The 24,935-nt window shown below is 44.5% G+C and carries 24 protein-coding genes; 17 read left to right on the top strand and 7 right to left on the bottom strand.

The features are described 5' to 3' along the window. Positions 1–179: 179 nt before the first annotated feature. The 9 genes from QFZ81_RS27350 (at position 180) to QFZ81_RS27310 (ending at position 6,996) form a co-directional block, all read left to right on the top strand. The gene (locus QFZ81_RS27350) at positions 180–2,075 is read left to right on the top strand and encodes a PrkA family serine protein kinase (RefSeq protein ID WP_307439539.1); all 1,896 of its coding nucleotides are present in this window, start codon (positions 180–182) and stop codon (positions 2,073–2,075) included. A gap of 150 nt (positions 2,076–2,225) precedes the next feature. After that, complete coding sequence (locus tag QFZ81_RS27345) at positions 2,226–2,447, top strand: hypothetical protein (protein WP_307439542.1); 222 nt, start codon at positions 2,226–2,228, stop codon at positions 2,445–2,447. Beyond that, positions 2,419–2,736: a hypothetical protein gene (locus QFZ81_RS27340; RefSeq protein ID WP_307439543.1), complete on the top strand. Its 318-nt coding sequence runs from the start codon at positions 2,419–2,421 to the stop codon at positions 2,734–2,736. Before QFZ81_RS27345 ends, QFZ81_RS27340 begins: the two co-directional genes overlap by 29 nt. Before the next feature lie 125 nt (positions 2,737–2,861). Then, positions 2,862–3,176, top strand: coding sequence for a hypothetical protein (locus QFZ81_RS27335; protein WP_307439544.1), 315 nt, complete (start codon positions 2,862–2,864; stop codon positions 3,174–3,176). Positions 3,177–3,509: 333 nt separating this feature from the next. Further along, complete coding sequence (locus QFZ81_RS27330) at positions 3,510–4,640, top strand: glycosyltransferase (protein WP_307439546.1); 1,131 nt, start codon at positions 3,510–3,512, stop codon at positions 4,638–4,640. Between the two features lie 164 nt (positions 4,641–4,804). Then, positions 4,805–5,728 carry an NAD(P)/FAD-dependent oxidoreductase gene (locus QFZ81_RS27325; protein ID WP_307439548.1) on the top strand — a complete coding sequence of 308 codons (924 nt, stop codon included), beginning with the start codon at positions 4,805–4,807 and terminating at the stop codon, positions 5,726–5,728. A 29-nt stretch (positions 5,729–5,757) separates the two neighbouring features. Next, positions 5,758–5,997, top strand: coding sequence for a glutaredoxin family protein (locus QFZ81_RS27320; RefSeq protein ID WP_029196850.1), 240 nt, complete (start codon positions 5,758–5,760; stop codon positions 5,995–5,997). A 36-nt stretch (positions 5,998–6,033) separates the two neighbouring features. Further along, on the top strand, positions 6,034–6,600 hold the full coding sequence (locus tag QFZ81_RS27315; RefSeq protein WP_307605435.1) for a peroxiredoxin: 567 nt from the start codon (positions 6,034–6,036) through the stop codon (positions 6,598–6,600). Between the two features lie 120 nt (positions 6,601–6,720). Next, on the top strand, positions 6,721–6,996 hold the full coding sequence (locus tag QFZ81_RS27310; RefSeq protein ID WP_307439553.1) for a hypothetical protein: 276 nt from the start codon (positions 6,721–6,723) through the stop codon (positions 6,994–6,996). 74 nt (positions 6,997–7,070) lie between these two features. Here the strand turns inward: QFZ81_RS27310 and QFZ81_RS27305 are convergent, their stop codons facing one another. The 5 genes from QFZ81_RS27305 to QFZ81_RS27285 all read right to left on the bottom strand — a co-directional run bounded on the left by QFZ81_RS27305 (position 7,071) and on the right by QFZ81_RS27285 (position 11,266). Beyond that, complete coding sequence (locus QFZ81_RS27305; RefSeq protein WP_047677188.1) at positions 7,071–7,307, bottom strand: AbrB/MazE/SpoVT family DNA-binding domain-containing protein; 237 nt, start codon at positions 7,305–7,307, stop codon at positions 7,071–7,073. Positions 7,308–7,515: 208 nt separating this feature from the next. Beyond that, positions 7,516–7,827 carry a hypothetical protein gene (locus tag QFZ81_RS27300; RefSeq protein WP_307439555.1) on the bottom strand — a complete coding sequence of 104 codons (312 nt, stop codon included), beginning with the start codon at positions 7,825–7,827 and terminating at the stop codon, positions 7,516–7,518. A 130-nt stretch (positions 7,828–7,957) separates the two neighbouring features. Beyond that, on the bottom strand, positions 7,958–8,821 hold the full coding sequence (locus tag QFZ81_RS27295; protein WP_307439557.1) for a transglutaminase family protein: 864 nt from the start codon (positions 8,819–8,821) through the stop codon (positions 7,958–7,960). Beyond that, complete coding sequence (locus QFZ81_RS27290; RefSeq protein WP_307605434.1) at positions 8,818–9,777, bottom strand: alpha-E domain-containing protein; 960 nt, start codon at positions 9,775–9,777, stop codon at positions 8,818–8,820. Before QFZ81_RS27290 ends, QFZ81_RS27295 begins: the two co-directional genes overlap by 4 nt. Positions 9,778–9,808: 31 nt before the next feature. Further along, a complete protein-coding gene (locus tag QFZ81_RS27285; RefSeq protein ID WP_307439561.1) occupies positions 9,809–11,266 on the bottom strand; it encodes a circularly permuted type 2 ATP-grasp protein in 1,458 nt (485 codons plus the stop codon). Positions 11,267–11,615: 349 nt separating this feature from the next. Here QFZ81_RS27285 and QFZ81_RS27280 point away from each other — a divergent pair, with 349 nt between their 5' ends. From QFZ81_RS27280 to QFZ81_RS27270, 3 genes are all read left to right on the top strand, one after another. Next, positions 11,616–13,823 carry a methyl-accepting chemotaxis protein gene (locus tag QFZ81_RS27280; protein WP_307605433.1) on the top strand — a complete coding sequence of 736 codons (2,208 nt, stop codon included), beginning with the start codon at positions 11,616–11,618 and terminating at the stop codon, positions 13,821–13,823. A gap of 131 nt (positions 13,824–13,954) precedes the next feature. Further along, the gene (locus QFZ81_RS27275; protein ID WP_057307139.1) at positions 13,955–14,485 is read left to right on the top strand and encodes a hemerythrin domain-containing protein; all 531 of its coding nucleotides are present in this window, start codon (positions 13,955–13,957) and stop codon (positions 14,483–14,485) included. Positions 14,486–14,536: 51 nt separating this feature from the next. After that, positions 14,537–14,707 (top strand): hypothetical protein, encoded by a 171-nt coding sequence (locus tag QFZ81_RS27270; RefSeq protein ID WP_307605432.1) that lies wholly within the window; start codon positions 14,537–14,539, stop codon positions 14,705–14,707. A 321-nt stretch (positions 14,708–15,028) separates the two neighbouring features. On the opposite strand, the gene trhO is transcribed toward QFZ81_RS27270, so the two are convergent. Together trhO and QFZ81_RS27260 are read right to left on the bottom strand one after the other, a co-directional pair. Continuing rightward, the gene (gene trhO, locus QFZ81_RS27265) at positions 15,029–15,934 is read right to left on the bottom strand and encodes an oxygen-dependent tRNA uridine(34) hydroxylase TrhO (RefSeq protein ID WP_307439568.1); all 906 of its coding nucleotides are present in this window, start codon (positions 15,932–15,934) and stop codon (positions 15,029–15,031) included. An 85-nt stretch (positions 15,935–16,019) separates the two neighbouring features. Further along, positions 16,020–19,775, bottom strand: a complete 3,756-nt coding sequence (locus QFZ81_RS27260) for a response regulator (protein ID WP_307439570.1) — start codon at positions 19,773–19,775, stop codon at positions 16,020–16,022. Between the two features lie 258 nt (positions 19,776–20,033). Between QFZ81_RS27260 and QFZ81_RS27255 the strand changes: the two genes are divergently transcribed. The 5 genes from QFZ81_RS27255 (at position 20,034) to nadE (ending at position 24,934) form a co-directional block, all read left to right on the top strand. After that, on the top strand, positions 20,034–20,354 hold the full coding sequence (locus QFZ81_RS27255) for an SPW repeat domain-containing protein (protein ID WP_307439572.1): 321 nt from the start codon (positions 20,034–20,036) through the stop codon (positions 20,352–20,354). A 90-nt stretch (positions 20,355–20,444) separates the two neighbouring features. Then, positions 20,445–22,541: a class I SAM-dependent methyltransferase gene (locus tag QFZ81_RS27250; RefSeq protein WP_307605431.1), complete on the top strand. Its 2,097-nt coding sequence runs from the start codon at positions 20,445–20,447 to the stop codon at positions 22,539–22,541. Between the two features lie 113 nt (positions 22,542–22,654). Next, positions 22,655–23,422 carry an NUDIX domain-containing protein gene (locus tag QFZ81_RS27245; protein ID WP_373462733.1) on the top strand — a complete coding sequence of 256 codons (768 nt, stop codon included), beginning with the start codon at positions 22,655–22,657 and terminating at the stop codon, positions 23,420–23,422. Between the two features lie 69 nt (positions 23,423–23,491). Continuing rightward, positions 23,492–24,031, top strand: coding sequence for a cysteine hydrolase family protein (locus QFZ81_RS27240; protein ID WP_307439577.1), 540 nt, complete (start codon positions 23,492–23,494; stop codon positions 24,029–24,031). A gap of 69 nt (positions 24,032–24,100) precedes the next feature. Further along, positions 24,101–24,934 (top strand): ammonia-dependent NAD(+) synthetase, encoded by an 834-nt coding sequence (gene nadE / locus QFZ81_RS27235; RefSeq protein WP_307439579.1) that lies wholly within the window; start codon positions 24,101–24,103, stop codon positions 24,932–24,934. Position 24,935: the final 1 nt, after the last annotated feature.

Below are 24,935 nucleotides of genomic sequence, written 5' to 3'. Positions count from 1 at the left end.
TGGATGATTGGATTCGCAACTGCTAATCCATTACGTTAACAAAAATAGTAAAGCGAGAAATCCGTTTCAGTTAAAAAATTTCGGGCAAGTTATCCTCCATGAGTGCATAGGATTGTAGTACACAATTCACCATCACGAGCTGACCTAGATAAGAAAGGCAGCAGTGAAAGGAGGTACCCATGGACATATTCAAAAGAATTTCGGAGCATCGTACGGAGAAGGATTCATTGAGCTGGACCGGTACGTTCGCGGAGTACATAGAATTGCTTCGCAAAAATCCTGGACTCGCGAGAACAGCGCATTCAAGGGTCTATGATATGATTGCTTCGCAAGGAATCAATGACCAAGTCGGGCACAAATCCTACAAATTCTTCAACAAAGAGATTTTCGGCCTGGATCGAGCCATTGAGAAGCTGGTGGAAGAATATTTCCATTCCGCTGCCCGTCGATTGGATGTTCGTAAGCGGATATTACTGCTGATGGGTCCTGTAAGCGGTGGTAAATCAACCATTGTGACCATGCTTAAAAGAGGGCTGGAGCAATTTGCTAGAACTGACTTAGGGGCTGTCTATGCGATTAAAGGGTGTCCGATGCACGAGGAACCACTTCATTTGATCCCTATGGAGCTGCGTCCTGAGATCGAGCGAGAGCTGGGAGTAAAGATTGAAGGCAGTTTATGTCCTTCTTGCCAAATGCGTTTAAAGACAGAGTACAACGGCTGTATTGAAGATGTTCATGTTGAGCGTGTGTTCGTTTCAGAAGAAGCGCGTGTAGGTATCGGTACATTCAGTCCATCAGATCCGAAATCACAGGATATTGCCGATTTGACGGGAAGTATAGACTTCTCTACCATCACGGAGTTTGGTTCCGAATCCGATCCGCGTGCCTATCGGTTCGATGGGGAGCTGAATAAGGCAAATCGGGGTATCATGGAGTTCCAGGAAATGTTGAAATGCGACGAGAAATTCCTCTGGAACTTACTATCTCTCACACAAGAGGGTAACTTTAAGGCAGGCCGGTTCGCCCTCATTAGTGCCGATGAGCTGATCATTGCACATACGAATGAAACCGAGTATAAATCTTTTATTGCGAATAAGAAAAATGAGGCTTTGCAATCGCGTATGATTGTTATGCCAATTCCGTATAACCTTCGGGTTTCGGATGAAGAAAAAATTTACTACAAGCTCATCGGACAGAGTGATATGTCTCACATCCATATCGCTCCGCACGCGCTCAGGGTTGCTGCGATTTTCTCCATTCTTACCCGCTTGAAGGAAACGAAGAAGCAAGGGATGGATTTAGTCAAGAAAATGCGCATGTATGATGGTGAAGTTGTGGAAGGTTACAAAGATGCGGACCTCAAAGAAATGCAAAATGAATATCAAGAAGAAGGTATGAGCGGCATCGATCCGCGTTATGTCATTAACCGAATTTCAAGTGCATTGATTAGGCAAGATCTTCAGTGCATTAACGCGCTAGATGTCCTGCGTGCCCTGAAAGATGGTTTGGATCAGCATCCGTCGATTACGAAGGATGAGCGTGAACGGTTCCTCAATTTCATTTCCGTGGCGCGCAAGGAATATGACGATATTGCCAAGAAAGAAGTGCAGAAAGCGTTCGTTTACTCCTTCGAAGAATCAGCCAGAACCATTTTCGATAACTATCTCGATAATATTGAGGCTTATTGTAATTGGGGGAAAATCAAGGATCCGCTTACCGGTGAAGAAATGGATCCGGATGAGCGCCTGATGCGCTCGATTGAAGAGCAAATCGGCATTTCTGAAAATGCTAAGAAAGCATTCCGAGAAGAAATACTTATCCGCATTTCATCCTATTCCCGTAAAGGTCGGAGATTTGATTACAGCAGTCACGAGCGGCTGCGTGAAGCGATTGAGAAGAAGCTCTTCGCCGATCTGAAAGATATCGTGAAAATAACGACTTCCACGAAGACACCGGATGAGAAGCAGTTGAAGAAAATTAATGATGTGACAAAGCAATTGATTGATGAGCACGGATATTGCCCTGTATGTGCCAATGAGCTGCTGCGTTATGTAGGGAGCTTGCTGAACAGATAAAACTTCATATTGGTAGTAAAACGGACTTGAGGCGGTGACGATCCCTCAGGTCCTTTTTCATTTGTAATAGACACCCTCTTCTGTCTATCACCGAATCTAGCAATCTCTCATATACTATAAGATCTTACGATAAGGGAGGTGCAAGAGATTATGATAGGCAACTCAATGAAAAAGACAGGTGCACTTCTTTTACTAGTAGTGAGTTTTTTAGCTTTCGTGATGACTTGGGAGGTGGGGTTACTATCTCCTTTGGGGGGAATATGTATAGCGGGATTTAGCTTCGGCGGAGCCATTCTGATGTGGCTGGATGTCCATGAATCGAGGCAAGGTGCTGGCAAGAAAGATGCAAAACGAGCAAAAGCCGATCTCTGATCAAAAAGAGGACAATTCCCCCCAGAAAAAATTCAGCGAGCCCGGAAGATGGTCAGACGTCTTTGGATTCGGTAAAATGTTGGACAAACTACCACTTCATAAGCTTTCAGCTCGCATGGCCTACTGTATGTTTTTTGATATAGTACTGCTCTTATTTGTTCTTGTTCTCCGTGCTTCGGGTACTAAGGTGAATGATTTTCCGAACGCATGGGATATTCGGTTTATTGTGATCACGACAATTGTTGTTTTTTTCGTCGGACTCTGCGATATCTGGAATGATCGGAAGTAATAAGAATGTTACAAAGCATAAGAAAGTAACCGCCCATTTTTTGGAGAAGTGGTCACCAACTAGGCAATTGCACACATACAGTATTGTAGGCAATTAACTATACAAGAATGTGAGTGATCTAGAAGATGACGAAACCAGAAGAACAAGAATTTCGTCCACCAGTAGGTGGGCCTCATGGAGGCGGTCCTGGCCATGGTGGGCCCGGACATGGCGGACCTGGTCATGGTGGCCATGGTTATGGCGGCCACGGTTACGGTGGACACGGCCATGGTTATCATCCGCACTATGGATATGGCGGACTGACCAATTTGCTGCCCTGGGTAGTGGCCCCATACTTATATGCGAATCAGCCTTACTATCCATATCCATATCCATACCCACCGACACCTTATCCCTACCCCTACTACCCGCCTTATCAACCCGGTTATCCAGGGATATAAAAAGAAATAGTTTTGCTTGCACTTAAACAAAGCAGAGAAACTTTCTTGTCCAGAGAGTTTCTCTTTATTTTGCTATTTTCTGCTAAAAATGGGCACTTAGTGCTACAAATCTTTATCAAATCTTAATAATCATATAGGCATTGTATAATTTTCATGCTACAATTCTATATATACAGCGTTTACATTTGTTACCCTCTCGTTTACTAATCCTCTCGCTCCCCTTTTTAAAATCATTTATATTCCAAGTCATTGTATTCATCGATACGATGAAAAAACCATCTTGGCTTTTGCTTATGAGGACTTCACTTGTGCAAATCTAAGGGGGAAAGTGTGTTGAGCAATCAACCCGTTCGGATATTACATCATATTAGTGATATGAATCGTGGAGAAGCGCAAAGCTTCATTATGAATGTGTATCGGCAAATGGATCGATCAAAGATTCAATTCGATTTCGTTGTCCACACACATAATCCTTCTGATTATGATGAAGAAATAAGAGCGTTCGGTGGAAGGATATTCATCCTGCAGAAGCCTAGAGCGGGCTGGATGGGTTACATATATGAGTTAAAGTCGACGATTCAACATCATGGTCCCTTCCATGCTTTGCATAGTCATACCTATGAGGCTAGTGCCTTAACTTTGTTAACATCAAGGCTGTTTGGCATTGATATTCGTATTGCGCATTGTCACAGCATAAGTGATTATACATACTCTTCCTCAACTACTAAGGTATCTCGATGGTTGAAGAGAAACATGATACGGCGGTTTGCCACGAATTGGGTAAGCAGCTCAATCACGGCAAGTCAGGTGCTATTCGGGTATCAATGGTCTCAAGATAAACGCGGCAGAATGGTGCGTAATGGGATAGATGTCGGTCGCTTTACAAGTGAATTACAAAAACACAGTACGCTCCGTGAGCAGCTGCATATTCCACCCGATGAGCCCCTTATTGGGCATATTGGACGGTTTAGCGCGGTTAAGAATCATAGGTTTCTTATTGAGATTTTTGAAGAGCTGCTGTATCGTGTGCCGAATGCGAGGCTTATTTTGGTGGGGGATGGTGCATTGCGGCCTCAGATTCTAGCACTGATCGAGCAAAAAGGGATCCAAAACCGCGTTCATCTATTAGGACTGCGAGACGATATTTCTGAGCTCCTTCAGGAATTTGATGTCATGGTCCTTCCTTCATTCAAAGATGGTTTACCCATGGTTTTGATTGAAGCGCAAGCCGCAGGAGTTCCTTGCGTGGTATCCGATGTTTTACCAGAAGAAGCGAATCTGAGAGCAGGTTTTTTCGCATTCGTGTGTTTGAAACAAGATATTGCTGTATGGGTGCAATGGTTAATGAAAGCGATTCGCAGCGTTCCTGTCCCGGTTGATGAGCGAATCCGAGCGATTCGACTAGCCGGCTATGATATTAAAGAGGTAGCTCTAGAATTAGAACACGTCTACGCAGCCCAATAGGAAATAGTGAGAGCCCTTATGTTGATGACATGAGGGTTCTTTGCTTATTTATAATTATTATTAAAAAGGATTGACTTTTGTTATTATTTATTTATAATAATTATTATCTGATATGGATTCTCATTGGGCAAGTAGTCAATATGGGCTGAAAGGAGTGCACAGCGATGTATGATGTCATTATTATTGGAGCTGGACCGGCGGGAGCCTCAGCTGCTATCTATACAGCAAGAGGAAATCTGAAGACACTCGTTATTGACAAGGCACCGAATACAGGAGCTTTGGCCATCACTCACAAAATTGCGAATTACCCGGGTGTAATTGGAGAGCTATCAGGTAAAGATTTGCTCGATACGATGCGGGAGCAAGCCAAAGGTTTTGGGGCGGAGTTCATCCAAACAACGATTACAGCTGTAGATGTGGAAGGCGATACGAAGTATGTATTTACGGCTGACGGTATCTATGAAGGCAAGTCGATCGTAATCGCGACGGGTTCCAAAGGACGCAACCGTATGCTGCCTGGGGAAGAAAGCTTGTTAGGGCGTGGCGTTAGTACATGTGCAACGTGTGATGGAGCCTTTTTCGATGGCAAAACGGTCGCTGTCATTGGTGATTCAGAGGAAGCCTTGGAAGAAGCACAAGCATTAAGTAAATTTACGGATAAAATATACTTCATTGTTCCACGTCCTGAACTGCAGGGTGTTCACCACGTTCCAGAGTTGCCGGGTACAGACTTTCTTTACAAAGCCAAACCGCTTGAAGTGCTTGGAGACAAGCATGTAGAGGGACTTCGAATACGCACGAGTTCTGGTGCAGAGGAAGTACTCCATGTGGATGGTGTGTTTGTCTTCCTATCCGGCAGTAAGCCTGGCACAGATTTCCTTCAGGATCAGGTTCCGCTGGACGCGGATGGTTTTATGGTTCTGGATAGCTCGATGCAATCACCTATTGCAGGTGTATTCGGAGCTGGAGAAGTTAGACGCACACCGGTGAAGCAAGCGGTAGTTGCAGCTGCTGATGGAGCCATCGCTGCCATGGCGGTCGATAAATTTATTAATAAACGGGCTCAGCTGATCCCGCAATACAAATAATCTTATACCCCACAAGGAGATGAATTCCGATGTCTAATGTCATTGTTTATTCAAGTACAAATTGCCCTTATTGCCAACAGTTGAAAAAATATTTAACGGAACAAAATGTATCCTACGAAGAAAGAAACATTGATCTGAATGATCAATTCGGACAAGAGCTTCACGATTTAGGCTTGATGTCTTTGCCTGTAACGGTTATTGGCGAGCACAAAATTTTGGGTCTCAACGTTACCAAACTCAAAAAAGCTTTGGCTGAAATCGCAAGCTAATATCAGACAATATAAATAGATAGAGGAGAGCTAACCATGACACAATTAACCGTACAACCCTCACATTCTTTTGCTAAAATAGGGCTTCCTGCGCCTTCATTTTCATTGCTTTCGACGAAGAATATGGAAACCTTAGAAGAGAAAATAACGTTTGAAGAATATAGAGGAAAATGGCTTGTTTTCTTCTTCTGGCCATTCGACTTTACGTTCGTGTGTCCAACTGAAATTACAGCTTTCAGTGACAATTATGAGCAGTTCCTTGAACTGGATTGTGAAATTGTTGGGGCTTCTGTCGACAGTGTGTATACACATAGAGCTTGGACTCAAACGCCGCGCGACCAAAGCGGCATCGGACCTGTGAAGTTCCCGTTGGTCAGTGATTTCTCCAAAGAAACAGCACGCGCATATGGCGTGTTAGACGATGAAAGCGGCGCCGCGCATCGCGGATTGTTCATCATCGATCCAGAAGGCGTGCTGCGATACCAAGTGGTGACAGATATGAATGTTGGGCGCTCTGTAGATGAGACGCTGCGTGTGCTTCAAGCGCTTCAGGCTGGTGGACTTTGTCCAGCGAACTGGAAACCAGGCGATAAAACTCTATAAGCTGCGAAAGTAAACAAGCCTCAATCGACTCTCACTCGATTGGGGCTTTTGTGTGTATTCAAAGTCTGTTTTGAAGTATAATAGAAGAACTATATAGGTGAAGACAGAGGAGTTAGATGCATGATGCAGTCCTTATCGGACAAACTGTTTATGGGTTCTTTGATTTTACTCATGATTTCCATTGTTGTTAGCGGAATTGGATTTCAATTCGTGAATTGGCGCACACAAGTGACAGATGAGTTAGATGGGGAGACGCAAGAAAGCGGCTCTCGAAAGAAAGCCGTTATGGATCGGCAAGATAAGAGCTTGGGGCGTGTGCTGCGTTCCTACTTATTTTGGATCGCGATAGCAGGCATTCTAATATCCATTGGACTTTCTTGGTTTAGCTCTAAATAAAAATATAAGGCATATAGCCCTCGGGATGAGTGTTATACGCCTTTTTTGTATCCTATTTTAACCGGAATCATGATCTAAACAATTTCTTCTACGCAGGAGCTGCAGACCAGCTTGCCTTTGAAATAGGTCATATTCTCGAAATTACCGCAGAATACACAGGCTGGCATATACTTCTTAAGTGTAATGCGCTCCGGATCGACATAAACCTCGATCGCGTCACCGATATCGATATGAAGTGTTCGTCGCAGTTCAATCGGCAAAACAATCCGGCCTAACTCGTCTACTTTTCTCACTATTCCCGTCGATTTCATCTGAAAGCCTCCTATTTATTTGGTTAGACTTCGATCATGTATGTTGTATATTCAATTCCACATATAAACTTGAATTCCTTTTATTTACTTCAAACATTTTGGGGAATTTTCTGATAAATGCATGGAAGTGGATGACAAATAGAGGGCTTACACGTGTTTCAATGAACATGTGTAAGCCCTCTATATTTATTTTTTTTAACAGAGGGATCTAGTTGTTGTTCTCCTGTTGTTGATCTTTGGAGATTTGTTCTTTAAGCGCAGCATTCTTAATAACCAGCTGTTTGGATAATTCTACTTGCAAAAGGTTGATTTTATTAATTTCATCTTTTAATTTACTGAGTCGAGACATCTTGCTGCTTAAATCGCTGGGTGAAGAACTTATTTTTATATCCCTTTGTAATTGATTTATTTTTGAAAGTGCTTTTTCCTTTTTTTTCTGTTCGTCGATACTTCTTTGTTGAGTTTCAGTAATTTCTTTTTTTAATCGATTTATGATAGATAAAGTGAAACTTATAGCCATTCAAACACCTCTTAGCAGTTTAGTGTAGCTTCGACACCATTCTACACTAAATACATGGTTCATGCCAAAAGGGGATTAAAAAGAGGGGGAGTGAAGCGTGGCAGCAACGCTGAATCGTACGTGGAAGGAACTACTCAATCAGCTTTACATCAACAATGACTTCCAAATCTTGCTGACCGGCACCGCGATAGACGCCTTTGACGGGAACGATATCATTGTAGTCGCGGCCGTGTCCGAGCTTAATATAGCGCCAATTGACCTCACAGTTGTTCGTAGGGTCGTATCCGAACCAACCAGTTCCCGGGATCAGGCACTCAACCCATGCGTGTGAGGCTTGGGTGAATTCCGTGCTGCCTCCTTGTAGATCGCCAACAAAGTGATAACCGCTAACGTACCTAGCAGGAATCCCTTTATCTCGGCAAATGGCAATCATAAAATGAGAGTAGTCCTGGCAAACACCACGCTTAAATTGAAGCATTTCTCCAACGGTAGTCTGTACGGAAGTGGCTGAAGAATCATAGGTGAAGTCGCGATGAATTGTTGTATAGATCGTACGCAGTAATTCGTATAAACTTCTATCTTGATCTGAAATGGCATCTGAGTAAGCTTTGAGTTCAGGGGTCAAACCCGTATAACTGGTAGGCAGTAAGTACTCAGCGTGTTGATTCTGGAAGTCATCGCTAAGTCTCATCACTTTCTCCTCTAAGGGAGAAACGACGCCTGATGGGATGTTATCGTTGTCGTTCGTGACGACGGTGGACACCATTTTAATAGTTAGCTCGCGATGAAGTTTATTGACTGTAAAAGCATGTACGCGATTATGAAAGAAATCCGAGTACGTAAAGAAAGCTGAAGCAGGCTCCGTGGTGATGGCGTGGTGATAACAGGCTTGACGATTGTCAGTGAGAGGCGTTAAACGAACTTCATTGACACTGTCCTGCGCTGTATCGGTGTAGGAATAGCGTGTGATATGCGTAATCTCCAGCTTTTTCATGCGATGACCTCTTCCCGGGAGGGAAAAAAGACTTTTGACATCCTTAACCCCATCACGTTGCAGGATTCCCTCAGTGCACTTAAAGTCATTTCCAATTTGCCGGATAAAATATCATCTTCGTCCATGCAAGCAAGGTTAGCCTTTACTTTTCCCGCTAGCTTAGCGAGCCGGTGTACAGCAAGGCTTAAATCGGGGTCCTCCATTTGAATGCCCTGTAAGGAACGCTCCAGGGATTGGAAAGAGAAGCTAACCGAGCGTGGAAACGTTTCATGAAGCATCAGAAATTTAATAATGCTGCTTAGATTAACTGTGTCTGCATGTTCTCTGCGATACGACTCATAACCGCTTACCGACTTCAATACGGATAGCATAAGCGGGTAAGAAGAGAACTCTTCCCTAGCGTAATCATGACATAACGATTGGAGTAAGCGCAGCAAGTTCTCAGCACGCTCCAAATATCTTCCGGCTTCCACGAAGTGCCATTCATTTTGACGCGGCATAACGGATATGGACGCCCCTTGAAACATAGACAAGGTGTCCCGAATGAAACGATAGAACAAATGAGGTGAATCGTTTGTGATATCACGTACTTCTTTTTCTTTTAGCCACAGATACAGGCCATTCATGATATCCCACAGCTCTGCGGGCATTTTCTCACGAATATTACGAAGGTTGGAGCGAGCATGGTTGGTGCAAGCGAGCAAAGAATTCGAATTATTTTTATCGAGTGTAATATACTGGAGGACATGCTGCTCGGTGAAGCTCCCGTACTGCTCAGTAAACGCGGCACGATCGCCAATCGTATCAATTAATCGGCTCCACGATTGATCACTGCTAGTCTCCTTCTCCTCGCGAATATGATAATACACGTCGATTAGTCTTGCGTGATTCTCCGTTCTTTCCGTATACCTGCCGATCCAGAATAAAGCTTCCGCTGTACGTCCCATCATCACCATGAACGCTTGCCTCCAATCAATATTTGTTTCTCTATGAATTAGTGACCCAAGTGTCCTTACATCCCCCGCCTTGCGAGGAGTTCACCACAAGTGAACCTTCTTTAAGCGCTACCCGAGTGAGTCCGCCAGGTATAACCTGAATGCTCTCGCCAGCGATGACGAAGGCCCGAAGATCGATATGCCGCGCAGTCATTTGGCCGTCCATCATGACAGGAGCTCTGGAAAGCTGGATCGTTGGTTGAGCGATATAACGATCAGGATTCGCTATAATTTTAAGCCGAAAATCAGCCAACTCACTCTCAGAGGCCGAAGGCCCAATGAGCATACCGTAACCACCGGAGAGCGATGTCTCTTTGACGACCATTTCATCTAGATGCTGCAGTACGTGATCAAGTTCTTCAGGTCTAGAAAGGATATAAGTAGGCACATTATTCAGGATAGGTTCTTCGTTCAAATAGTATCGAATCATGTCTGGAACATAGGCATAAATAGCTTTGTCGTCGGCCACGCCTGTTCCAGGGGCATTCACGATGTTAATATTACCCGCGCGATAGGCATTCATGATCCCCGCGACACCTAACATCGAGTTCGGATCAAAAGCGAGCGGATCCAAGAAATCGTCGTCGATTCTTCGATATAAGACATCGATTTGGCGGAGCCCCTTGATCCCGCGAATATATACCTTATGATCAATGACGACGAGATCGTGTCCTTCCACAAGCTGTATGCCCATTTGCTGCGCGAGGAACGTATGTTCGAAGTAGGCCGAATTGTAGCAACCTGGGGTCAGTAAGCCAATGACAGGATCGGATTTGCCCGAAGGGCTTAGCCTGCGCAATGCGGATAGAAACACATTTAAGCTGTGCTCAATATCTTGGATCGAATGGCTAAAAACGAGCTCAGGGAATAAGTGCGTCATGATGGAACGGCTTTTGTACAAATAGGAGAAGCCTGAAGGTGATCGCAGATTATCCTCCAGAACGAAATATTCGCCATGCTCATCGCGAATTAAATCAATACCTGATACCGTTACGTACACATCATTCGGGATGGATAATCGCATCATTTCAGGTCGGAAATAGCAGTTGGAAAGGACCATTTTCCTAGGGATAATACCTTCCTTTAAAATGCATTGGTCATGATAAATATCCTTGAGAAATAGATTAAGCGCCTTAACACGCTGCTGAAGCCCTCGTTCTAGCTTAAGCCATTCATCCCGTGGAATGATTCGTGGGATCGGATCGAAAGGGATGGTTCTTTCCAATGCTTCTGCTTGATCAGGGCTGTAGAGTGTAAACGTAATTCCTTCTTCCATCATGCGTTTCATGGTGGCCGTTTGGCGCTTGCTCAAATTTCCTGCCTTCATGGACATGAACTGAAGGAAAACATTTTGATAATGTGATCTTACCGAATACGAATTCACAAACATCTCATCAAAAAAAGGACGGGGATCATAGGGGGTGGTGACCAGATTCTCAGGTTTGGACATCGCAGCTCCTGGTTTCTTAGCTATGCATTCGGAAGCTACGTTAGGATATGGGTCCGAAGCAGAAACCAGGCCTCCTTTCTGATCTAAGTTCTTATTTTGCGTTAGGTAATATGACACGGATTAATGGAAAAATAATGATTTTTATTATATTGTAAATTTATCAGAAAATTATGTCAATATACATGACATATAAATTAACTGACAAGAAATGCACAAATAGATCAATTGTTTGAAAGTTTCAAGAATTTTCTGTTTTTATCTTGATTTACGTCGGAATCAGCTATAGAATGTCGAATAAGTACATGTTATATAAAGTCACACGCAAATTGTGAATATAGGGGGTTGGGGTATGTTTGATTGGCTTGGGTTTCGAAAAGGTCTGCCTTTGTGGTGGTCGTATCGTCTGAATCGTCACCTCAAGGAAGATGTGGAACATATCTTCGAAGGGATTGCGCATACGAGAATTGAAATTTTACGGAGCTGGGTAGACTCCTATTGGTCCAATTTGGATCGACTGCACGAGCAGCTCTCTGATTCTGAGCCTGGACATACAGGTTTGATACAGGATAGTTCGATGGTACAACGGTTGCTGACAGCTGCATCAAAGAGCGGGGCTGATTTATCGGAGATCTTTATAGTGAATGAAAAAGCAGAAGTGATATACTCCACGTCCCCCACTCATGTTGGGAAATCATATGATTCAGGAAGTGATCTTACAAAAGGGCTAGAGGAAGCACGTAAAGGCAAGAAATGCTTATTCGGACCTTATTCCGATCCCCTTACATTAAAGCTAGGGCCAAGCACTTCACCGTTTCACGATGCTATGACACTTGCATTTATTACTCCTATAATGGTTAACGGAATATGGAAAGGGGCCATTTGCGGACGTGTCCCGAACGATGTGCTCGGCGATCTGATCCAGCGTGAATCAGGACATGTGTATCCGGACTCCGGAGATAATTATTTATTTATGGCGAAGCCTGTGTTAAATAAACAGATTGCCCCAGGTACAGCGTTATCTCGAAGCCGTTTTGAGGATCTTGCCTTTACCCATGGTGACAATTTAAAAGACGGCGTCCGCACAGATTACGGCATTGTCGGTGTAAAGGAGCATACGGAGCTTGAGCTCATTTTTACGGATCCGGCAACGGGACAGCTTCATCCGGGGGTTGCTGGGACGATTGCAAAGGGACATAATCTATTCGTAGAGTTTCCTGGTTATTCCGATTACCGGCATATTTCTGTTATTGGCAAAGGTGTTACCTTCCAGCTTCCGCACTGCCCGGATGTTTGGGGGATGATGTGTGAAGGCGATCTAGAGGAAGTATACCGGATTCGCAGTATCGACTGGAAATTGCTTAAGCTGCAGCTGCGGTTCATTGTAGGATATATACTACTCTCAGCAGGGGGCTTTTGGCTGCTGAATGGACAAGTTTCCAGTGCATGGGGATCAGTAATTATGGCTGCTGTAAGTCTTGTGTATGGAGGAATAGGCGCAAGCATAATAAGGCAAAAAGGCAGCAGGCCGATTGTAAGGCAGCTCGCGCAAATGAATAAGTTTATCCGTATTAATGCAGAGGGTAGCGGAGATTTGACACAGCGCCTGCAAGTACAGGAGTTCGCTGGTGATGAGACGCGGGAATTAGCGAAATGGATTAATAATATGATCGATTCCCTTGAGGGTATTATGCTGCAGGTGAAACAAGCCGCGGCTGAAGTTCAGCTCAGCCAGGAACGTATGAATGAATCGACGGGTTCAACGGAGCAATCGACTGGACGAATGAGCACCAAGATTCATGATATGATTCGTTCGCTGCGTGGTCAGCTCAAGGACCTCGATGTCGCGAAGGATGTAACGCAGGATATGAGCGGGACACTGCGCGAATTGGAAGAAAAGGCTTCGGGTCAAATTGCTGTGGCACAGGATGAAGTGGATCGTATTGGCGAAAAGATGAATCATATTTCGGCGAAAGTAGCTGAAACGAATCGTACCATTCAAACTTTTTTGCAAACGACGCAAGAAATTCCCAAGCTGCTTAAGGTCATCGAGGAGATTTCCGCTCAAACCAATCTGCTTTCCCTGAATGCTTCCATTGAAGCCGCGAGGGTAGGTGAACACGGGAAGGGATTTGCTGTCGTGGCCGGAGAGATTCGCAAGCTGGCTGAGTTGACCAAGAAGTCGACAATGGAAATCAATGACACCATTGAGCATATTGAACGTCATGCGAATGAAGCCTTCGTTTCGATGGAAGAAGGCACCAAGGTTGTTCTGGAGGGGACGCAAATTGTGGCGGCGGCGTCTGAAATTCTCAGCAGCGCGAACGCGCACGACACCATGAAGACACAGGTGGTGGATGAAGTGGTGGCGCTGATGGAGAAGGTAGCAGCAGTAAGCATGGAGAATCGCCAAATCTCGGCGGAGGTTGAGCGTACGGTGCAAGAGCTTCTGCAGGATATGCTTCACGTGCGCCAAACGACGGGAGATGTTGGCGCGATTACGGAATCGCTGCTCCTGCTTGTAAATCAATTTCATTTAACGGAGAGCCGCATTCGATAACGGTTTGTTTCTAAGACATTTCCTGCGCATGTTAGCTAACCCATCCTGCATACAATGATAATGCGGAATGGGTTAACCTTTTTATGCTTACGAAGTAAGTTTTCTAACGAAAACTCGAAGGAGGATGTCTAATGAATGACCGTTTGAGCATTCGAACGAATAGGGAGTACATGATGGATCCCGGCTATTTTCCAATGCTCGTAGAGCGTCTGAAGGAGGAGCATGTGCAGATGCGCGAGCAGCTCTCCGAGATCCGAACGATGGCTGCTTCCTTGTACTCCCTCGAGGATTGCTCAATAGGAATGTGTAAGCTGATTGAACTCCAAGATCTGATACTTTCTCTTGTTGAAGAGCTGGAACAGCATTCGGAATGGGAAGAAAAAGAACTATTTCCTCTTCTGCAATCTTATTTACAACCAACAACAGCGCTGTCTGTCTCTCGTTCCATGACTGTTTTAGAGCAGGATCATGACTTGGCGAAAAGAGTTGTGCAGGCTTTCGTTGATGGTGTGAATGCGATGAAAGTACCGATAGATGAGGAGTTTTTACATTTGATGGCATCGGAACTAATGACAGCTTGCTTAATACTGCTCAAACATTTCACCTTAGAAGAGGAGCTTGTGTATCCGCTCACCGATCGTATTGTGGAACAATTAGCTTAAGTACATAAAAAAGGGTCTTCTCAAGTCATTTGACTTGTGGAGGACCCTTTTTTGAAAGATAAAGTGGTGCGAGACGTTGATGGCCTCCTCAAGCTGCAAAACCCGCTAACTCACCTTCTCTTAGCAGCTGAGCGGTCCTTTTCAGACGTCTCGCGCCACTTTCGCTTCATTCCGGGCATCCGAGACAGCCTTTTCTGCCTTCTCAGGCTGAAAAACCGCTAACTCGCCTTCTCTCAGTAGCTGAGCAGTCCTTTTCTGTTCCTTAGTTTGTGTCTACTGTTTAGTCTAACTTCAATTTTACAATTTAACGAATCGTCGTTCCTTTTATACTCGAATTCGGGCGTTTTCGGTAAAATGCGGACTCACGTTCCGCGAAAGTATCACCTTGCCTTGTAAAGCTGGCTACCGTAGTATTTGGTCAACAGTTGATAGAACAGAAATAGGGATGAGTAAGTTGTTGGGAAGTGCTATTGAAACGCTTAGCAACTAATACAAATAACCTAAGGCAGCGCCTTAGGTTATTTGTATTAGTTGGCATAAAGCTTATGCTTCAAGTGTACTCATCGTTTTCTCTTCGCATTCCTTCGAGCAGAAGCTATTATGCTTCTCTTCACAGGCTTCACAGCAGATGTGCTTCAAGTGGCAAGCATCGTTCGCACAGTTGATGTAGCGATCTTCTGCTGTTCCACAGTGGTAGCATTTGCCTACGACAATATCTTCGTCTGTCCGATTGATTGGGACTGAAATCCGCTCGTCGAAGACGTAGCATTTACCATCGAATAAGCGACCTTGAACATCTTCATCTTTCCCGTAGCTCACAATACCGCCATCCAGCTGATAAACCTCTTTGAAGCCTTCCTGTAAAAGGAAACCTGATAACTTCTCACAGCGAATACCGCCGGTACAATACGTGAGAATGGGTTTGTCCTTAAATTCCTGGAGGTTATTGCGAATCCATTCCGGGAATTCCTTCGTAGTCTCAACCTCTGGACGAATGGCGCCTCGGAAATGTCCGATATCGTACTCGTAATGGTTGCGTCCATCAAGGACAATGACATCTTCATGCTGGAGCTTCTCGTAGAATTCCTTTGGCTTCAGATGTGTGCCGGTTAGTTCGTTCGGATTCACGTCTTCTTCAAGTCGGAAAGTGACGAGTTCCTTTTTAGGACGAACAAATAACTTTTTGAAAGCATGCTGTTCACTTTCATCTATCTTGTAGATCATGTCTTTGAACAGTGGCATTTGACGCATCATCGCCATGTAAGCTTCGGTTTGCTGGGCCGTTCCTGAAAGCGTTCCGTTAATGCCTTCGGGAGCGATAAGGATACGGCCTTTAATTCCGAGCTTTTTGCAATAAGCCAAATGTTCCTGAGCTAAAGCTTCGTGATCTATGACGGTAACGAATTTATAATACAACAAAATGCGATATGGAGCGCCTTCTACTGTCATGATTAACTTAACCACCTATACGTATAAATTGCATGCTCAAACAGAAAAAAGCATAAACATATAGTGACATAAATCAGCGTATTTTTCAATCTAACAGCAATTTTTGGATGGAATGAAAAACTTCCTCCAGAGCAATGGCAACCGATAGAAGTTGGTTCTGTACCATGCTGGTAATTGTTACATCGAGCCCAGCGTTATGTTCTAACATTTCTTCAAGGGTAGTTGCCGCGGCGAATACCCGATTGGCTGACAGGTTGCTAGAAGAGCCGCGCAGCACATGGAGCAGACTTATGGCTTCGGCATAGTCCCCTTTATGAATCGCAATGGTTAATTGTGTAATAATAGGAGCGGATTGACTATAAAATTTTCGCAGCATTTCGTGATAGATCTCAGTTTTTCCGCCAAGCCGTCCGAGTGCTTCTTCCATATCCAGTCCAGGGACAGCCATCCTATTCTTATCGCTAAGAACAGCATCGACGGCTGCAAACAATCGGCTAGGAATGATAGGCTTAGAGATCACATCGTTCATACCAGCGCGAATACAATCTAAACGCTTCTCCAAAGTAGAGTCCGCGGTTAAAGCAATAATAGGAATGTGCATCCATTTAGGCTCAAGACGAATTCGTCTGGTAGTCTCAATGCCGTTTAGAACGGGCATATGGATATCCATTAATATCAAGTCATAACCATTATTCTCTAAGTCATTTAATGCTTCGAAGCCGTTGGAAGCCAATTGAACGTCACAATTCATACTGCTTTCCAGCAGCGATCGAGCGACCGTTTGATTAATTTCATTATCTTCGACTAGCAGAATGCGATGAAAGGATGTCATTGTTTCTGCTGTATGCAGGAATTCTGTCGTAGATAAGAGTTTCTCATCGGCATGGATGCCTGTTAGTGTTTGCAGCGTCTGGTACAGTACGATCCGTGAGATAGGTTTGACCAAAATTGCATGCGGAGCAGAGTGTGCGGGCAACTGCTCCAAGGCATCCCTGCCCGATAAAGTGGTGTAAATAATCGTTAAAATGTTCATTCGGGTGCATGCTTCAAGCATGCCTAGCCATACTTCCTCTCCGTACATATCGACAGCTTCCATATCAAGCAGGATCACATCTACGGGAATATCATCAATGGCATTCCTTGCTTCTTTCCAAGAATAAACACCGGCAGCTTCTGTACACATGGATTGAAGGGTACGAACAAGCACTTGGTTTAGACCAGGGTGATCTTCCACAATTAATGTGCGCAGCGGGAGGATTGACTGAGTCTTTATAGGTTGCAAGGACAACGAGAAAGGCAAGCTAATCCGGAATTCACTGCCGAGCTCTGGTTGACTTGACACCTCGATGGTGCCGCCCATATTCTCAATAATATTCTTAGAGATAACAAGACCGAGACCCGTTCCACCGAATTTTCGATTCGTTACTTCATCTGCTTGAACAAACGGCTGGAACAGCTTGGATAGGTGTTCTTCTTCCATCCCGATACCTGTATCGCTGACGGTAAAGCCAATTCTAACTTCTTCATCTTGGAGTTGTTCCACGTAAACACGCAGTGTGACTGTACCTTGCTCCGTAAATTTTATCGCGTTGCTAGTTAGATTTAGTAGAACTTGATACATGCGTAGTGAATCCCCAATGAGTCCTAGCGGCACATTGTCTCGGATATCACAAATAAAATCAACCGGCTTGTGGCCAAGCAGTACGCTAAGGGTTTCACAAACACGGTCAATGGTCTCATCCAACTGGAACGCATGATGTTCAATAGCTAGCTTGTCCACCTCGAGCTTCGAAAAGTCCAGAATGTCATTAATAATATTGGATAGAGACATCGAGGATCTCGCTATCTTACTTATATAATCCCTTTGAAGCGGAGACATGATTGTTCGCTCCATCAAGTAGGATAGTCCGACGATGCCATTAAGCGGTGTCCGAATTTCATGACTCATACGAGCCAGAAAAATCCCTTTAGCTAGATTAGCTTCGTCCGCTTCTTGTTTCGCTCGAATGAGCTCCTCTTTGGAATGTACTTGGTCCGTAATATCTCGCGTAATGGCTGAGAAATATCGCTCTCCCTTGTCTGCTGGACAATGGGGTACGATGATAACGGAAATGAATATTTGCCTTTGATCCTTCGTTAGGACCTCAGCTTCAAATTCCCAGAATCCTTCCCGAATGGCAATGTCCAGACCCTCTTCAATATTGATGTCATTCTGGATATCTACGTATTCACTAAAATGGTTGCCGACAGATTGCTGTTTATCTAATCCAATTGTGCTCTTGCCAGCTTGATTCATATAAAAAATATAGCCTTTCTCATCAAAGGAGAGAATGGAATCACGTGCGCTTTCTACAATCGTTAACAGCCTCTCCCTAGACTCATTGCTCTCCTTAATATCGCTAATGTCTCGAGCGATGAATACGAACCCTTTCAGCTCGCCATTCGGATGTGTAATGCTGCTGACGCTAACCTGAACGAAGAAACGAGTGCCATCTTTGTGATGCCAAGTCCATTCAGAATCCTCTTTTAGGTGATGTAATGTTCGGATCACTAGGGCTGTACAATCAGCTGGAACATATTCCCCAAGCTCTGACGAGTATTGCGCGGCTCTTTCAATCAGTTGTTCTTGATCCAACCACAGGAGGGGCGTTGCTTTCTTATGAACTTCTGCTAAAGAATAGCCAAGAAGCTGTACAGCTCTACTGTTGAGATGATTAACAGTAAAGGAAGGATCAGTCACGATCATGGCATATTGATTGTGATGAATAAAGGCTTCGAACGGCTCGAATAGCTCACGTAAGTTTTCTATCATTCCATTCACAGAATGGGCAAGAGCACCCAGCTCATCTTTGCTTTTGAAAATAAGCGGTTTTATGTAGAAATCACCCGCAGCGACTGATTCTGTGACATGGAGAATTTGCTTGATGCGTTTAATAATCAGTGTATTAGCAGTCAAGTAAATAAGGAAAAAGATGACCACGGCCGTCATCACAATTAATCCGATAGTCGACCAAAGCAAGGGGCTCGTGGGAGCTTCGAATGCTGAAACGGGCACGGAGTAAGCGAGGTACCAATCTAATTGAGGTACACGCGCATAAAACCACCGAGCTTTTTGTCCACCGTTATAAGATTCGTCCAGAAATCCTTCATTCGACTGTAACGCTTTTTGAAAGGCTGGCATAAGTGAAGGGTATTCTGTGAAAATATTAAGATTCAAAATTTGAGGTGGATCGGTATGATACAGAATGAGTCCCTCTTGGTTCACGATAAGTATTTCGCCCTTCTCCAAAGGGGTATGAAGATGCTCGAAAAAGGTTTGTTCCGCATCAAGAGAGATGTTTATGATACTCGTCACTTCGTTTTTCTCATTGAAGACAGGTGCGGTAATGGAAATGATGTAGGTACCGGTTAATTTACCGATTTCAGGATCAGAGATGAATGTTTTCCCTTTTAGAGCCTCTTGGAATTTTCGTTCCCCTGTTGCGTAAAGTGTTTGTCCAGTAGTGAGAGTCATATAGCCATTGAGATCTATAATTCCCATGGAATGATAGCGATTAGCGCCTGTTTTTAATTCTTGGGCCAAAAATTGGAGCTGCGCCTCAAGCGTCCCATGCTTCATAACATCTACCCGGCTTAATAGTTCCACTTCGGCCAAACGAATGGATAAGAAATCATAAAAATTTTGAGCGGAATTGGAAACGGAAGTTATCGATTGCTCTTTCATTTGGTGAATCAGTTTATCTCTCGAGAGCCGATAGTTTGTAATCCCTACGACTGTTAGCGAAATGCAAGTGATAAGAACAAGCAATGAGACAAGTTTGAAACGTAAAGATGATGACATGAGTAACCTCCGTGAAATTTCCAACTGTTAGCAAATCTAACAGTTTTATAATGTATGTAAGGTAAGATATTTAATGAATAAAGATTATGATGATTGCTTTGAGTATACATCATAGTTGGATCATTCATTCATTATTTGGGGGGAATTGGCACCTAGCTGCCTATTTATTTGGGTGAGCTGGAGGCTTTTCCATTTCACCATACTGAAAGCGTTTGCGTATACTATTGCATCTCGTAAAATAGGAGGTGGCAGCAGACGATGTATTTGAAAAACGTATTGTCCGCTTGTATGGGCCTTTGGTTTCTGGTGAGTCCCTGGGTGTTCGGCTTTGAAGCTCATACGAATGCACTTTACACGTGCGCGCTGCTTGGCAGCTTGCAGTTCGTAGGATCTCTGATGGCCCTTGGGAAAACCGGTAAAAAAGTTTGGCAAAATTGGCTTTGTTTTATTATTGGTGCTGTTTTCATTGTCGTTCCCAACGTGTATCATTTGGATTTACTGGCCTTTTTTTCATTTGTCGTGTTTGGCTTTATGACCATACTTGTCAATTATGCCAATCTATATGCCGATCATCAATGAAGTAGTCGAATGCGCAAACGTGAGATTGCCATGAGGTTGGTTTATACTAGTCATATAGTGATAGGTAGGAATGGGAGGATATATACCGGCATGTTAAGTTCATTAGAATTAATAAAAAGGTATCGGGCAGGGGACACCAATGCCGCAGATCAACCTAAATGGTTAACCTATATCGTTTCGGCGGAGGAGCGCATCGTTAACTTCGAGCGGATTCAGTCGATCCAGGAGCTGGCACAGGCGAACCCTGTGCTTGATTATGTTGAGCGGACATTACATATTTTGGACGGGCTAGCGTTGTCCTTTTGGAAGAAAGATTTACTAGAAGAGGTGTTGATCTGGTCTGAAGTAGCGAAGGGTGGGACTTCAAAAGACCGTTTCATGTGGCAAGACGCCGGTATTCATCTTTATGCCCATAACCTGGGTTCCGCGCAGCTGTATAAGCTTGATATAGGAAATCCAAGCGCTCAGTTAACTGTCATACATACGTTAATCTACACGCATGGGCTAATTGGTCAAACAATCCGTGGCGAAGTTCCGCTTAGAGAACATGCACCGTTAATTCGTTTGATGAAGGATAACTTGCTTTCAGCTGATGAATTAAGAGGCTTGCTCTTGCCGCTGAATCAATGCATTATTGCAGGTGTGTCAGAAGAACTCTGGCAATCCGTTCGTGCTCAAGTAGAATCATTAATAGAGCAGATCGTATCCGATTCTCTGGAAAAAGAGCCTGCTATAAAGGATCGCCTTGCCAGACTACGGGGAAACACGATTCAAAAGGGAGAAAACTTTGATGCCGAATATGGGAAGCTGCTGGATGAAGTTCCATTAGATGCATTGACATTATTTATGGATGGTAGAACTCTGTGGTTTGTAGAAGCGGCCCTGCAAGAATTCTCTTTGGAGCAGTTGGTGAAAGTATTCCTGATTATCCAGTTTTCAAGTGGACAAGCGGATTCCATTCAACACATTAGCTTCGAACCTTTGATGAATACGATGTATTACGATTACAAGGGCAGCAAAAAGGTAAACGTGTATAAGAAGAGGATGATTGAGAAATATTTGAGTGAGCTTGCTTGGGATGATTTGGTGAAGGATCCGTTGGAATTATCTCCAAAGTTCAAACCGGATGATAAGTGGAGCAATGCCCATCTGAAGCACCTCATTGATCGAAAGCTGCAGCTCCCGGACACGATATTCTTTACCTTCCAATTTTCTCCTGCAGCTGAGAAGCTGATTGAGTTTTGTGTGGAAGCAGAGAAATCTCCCCTCTATGAAAAGGCCGTTCTGCTTCTGTTCGATCTGTTCGAATTGCGCAGAGATGCCTATGACCGTTTTCATAACGAGGAAGAATACTTAGCCACGATGAACCAAACGGCTGACTATAAGAAGATGATGCTGGATTACGTTGTTGGGAAGCGGGTTGTTGATATAGGACCTGGCGGCGGGGTTATGCTGGATCTCATTGAGCAGTATTTGCCGGACAAGCATCCGATTGGGATTGACATTTCGTCGAATGTGATTGAAGCGCTGGAACGCAAAAAGCAGCTGGAGGGGCATCGGTGGGACGTTATGAAGGGGGATGCACTTGATCTCAAGCAGTATGTAGAGCCGGGCTCAATCGACACTGTTATTTTCTCATCGATCCTGCACGAATTATATTCTTACATCCCTTTTGCGGGAAAGAAATTCAACCATGCTACGGTTGCTGCTGCGCTGCGAAGCGCTTTCGATGTTCTCGCACCTGGAGGCCGAATCGTTATCCGCGATGGTATTATGACGGAACCTGCTGAGCAGAAACGGACCATTCAATTTCTGCAAGAAGGGGCGATGGCTTTGCTGCAGCGGTATGCGAAGGATTTCGCTGGGCGAACGATTCAGTATGAGGTCGTAGCTAAGGATAAGGTCATTATGCCTGTGAATGATGCGATGGAATTCCTTTATACATATACGTGGGGTGAAGAAGCTTATGTGCATGAAGTACAGGAGCAATTCGGTTACTTTACCCCAAGCGAGTTTACTGCGTTCATCCTGGATACATTAGGTAATGAGGCCGAAATCGTGGAGAGCAAACACTTCCTCCAGGAAGGGTATACGGACGCGTTGGCGGATAAAGTAAGGATCATGGATCAAGATGGAAACGTGGTTCCGCTGCCGGATAGCACGTGTTTGATTGTGATAGAGAAGTAAGCAGCTAACCCACCGTCAAATTCCTATTGCAAAAGAATTTTAAGTATGTCATAATGAAATTATCAAATTGACAATATAGAGAGAATTGTAATTAAGCAGGTGATCTAATGAACATGCCAATAGAGAATGAAAGCAACTACCAAGCAAGTAAATACCGCACACCTGACGGCGCGCCTACGGATATCGTCATCTTTACGATTACCTCAGAAGGAAAAGGATCCGTGAAGAAGTCACTTCCTACTCGGGAGCTGCAAGTGTTATTGATTCAAAGAAAGCAATGGCCGTTCGAAGGCCAGTGGGCACTCCCGGGTGGGTTCTCGATGGAAACCGAAACGATTCAAGAGAGCGCCCGGCGCGAGCTAACGGAGGAGACGGGGGTTTCGGACGTACACATTGAATATTTCAATGTGTATAGTACTCCGCAGCGCGATCCTCGGGGGTGGATGATCTCCCACGCGTTCTTCGCGCTCGTGCACGAACGCCATCTTGAGAAGCGTCAAGCCGCTGATGATGCAGCTGATGTTCGCCTTTTCCCTATTGATGAGGCGCTGGCGATGGATCTCGCTTTTGATCATGAAATCATTATTAAAGATGCTCTTGCTCAAATTCAGCAGAAGATGCTGACGACGACGATTGCCAGAGAGTTCCTGTCCGAAGAATTCACGATGAGTGAGCTGTATCAAGTCATTCAAACGGTCGTTCCGACGTTCATGGAACGGAATTTCATTCGTAAAATTACATCGACCCAAAGTCGCAAAGGGATTATCGAGGAAGTACTGGATCATAACGGACAGGGCAAAATGTCTAACCGTTACTCCCAGCGAGCTGCTCAGTTGTACCGATTTACCGATTATGTGCCTCAGCTGTCTATTTACAGCTAGGCCTCTCTTTTCTGTTTTGATATTGTCTTAATAATACTATCAATTATACTGAATGAAGGAGTGTTTAGAATGAGAGCTCTTATAATCATTGATTATACGGTGGATTTTGTTGTTGGGAAGCTTCCTTGTGGGGAACCAGGTGTTGCTATTGAAGCGCGAATATGTGAAATTACAGAGCAATTTTTGGCCCAGCAGGACTTTGTGGTCATGGCGGTAGATCTCCACGATGAACAAGACCCTTTCCATCCAGAGACGAAGTTGTTTCCTCCGCATAATATTCGAGGCACAGCGGGGCGCGATTTATATGGCCAGTTGAAAATCGTACATGAGCATAATAAGAACGAGATTTATTGGATGGACAAAACAAGATACAGCGCCTTCTGCGGCACCGAGCTGGAGCTTAATTTAAGGGCAAGAGGAATTCATGAGCTGCATTTGGTTGGTGTTTGCACGGATATTTGTGTCCTTCATACAGCGGTGGATGCTTACAACAAAAGCTTCGAAATTGTTGTTCATGAGGATGCAGTTGCTAGTTTTAATCAAACGGGCCATGAATGGGCCTTGCAGCATTTTCAAGGTACACTTGGGGCGAAAGTTGTTCGTGGTTAAAACAGTAGCTGCGATGGCAGATGAGGTATGAATCGGACAGAAATCACGGAGAATGAGGAGATGGTGAAAATGCGGAATCTTAAGCAAGAAGCGATTCAAGCTTCATTATTTGTGCAGGGGAACATCGACGTGACTTACGAAATCGATCGCCGATTAAAATTCCTCAAGGCGTATCTGGTTCATACAGGAGCCATAGGCTACGTGCTTGGGCTTTCTGGAGGTCAAGACTCCACATTAACAGGTAAGCTGGCCCAAATAGCTATCCATGAGCTGAATACAGAAAGCGGCGCTGAAACCTATCAATTCATAGCTATAAGGTTGCCTTACGGTATCCAGAAAGATGAAGATGATGCACAGGCTGCAATTCGTTTTATTGGGCCTAGCCGTGTCGTAACGGTTAACATACAATCGGCAGTGGATGCGTCCGTACGGCAATTTGCCGAAGCTACGGGTGAGGTCCTGAGTGATTTTCACAAAGGAAATGTGAAGGCTCGTGAGCGTATGAAGGTGCAGTATGATTTGGCCGCGCACTATCAATTGCTTGTTTTGGGGACGGATCATGCGGCTGAGGCGATTACCGGATTTTTCACGAAACATGGGGATGGTGCATGCGATGTCGCTCCGATCTATGGTCTTAATAAGCGGCAAGGCAAGCTGCTGCTCGAGCAGTTGGGTTGCCCTGAACATTTGTATTTGAAAAAGCCTACGGCAGATTTGGAAGATTTAAAACCAGGTCATCCGGATGAAGAAGCACTCGGACTCACTTACGATCAGTTGGATGACTACTTGGAAGGAAGCCCCCTGCTCGCTTCTGCTGCGCAGAAGATTGAGGAGCGCTACGCTGTTACCGAACATAAACGCAGGGGTCCAGTAACGTGCTATGACAATTGGTGGAAAGGATGAA

The sequence above is a fragment of the Paenibacillus sp. V4I9 genome (assembly GCF_030817295.1).
Classification (GTDB): Bacteria; Bacillota; Bacilli; order Paenibacillales; family NBRC-103111; genus Paenibacillus_E.
This window is presented reverse-complemented; position numbering and strand designations above follow the sequence as displayed.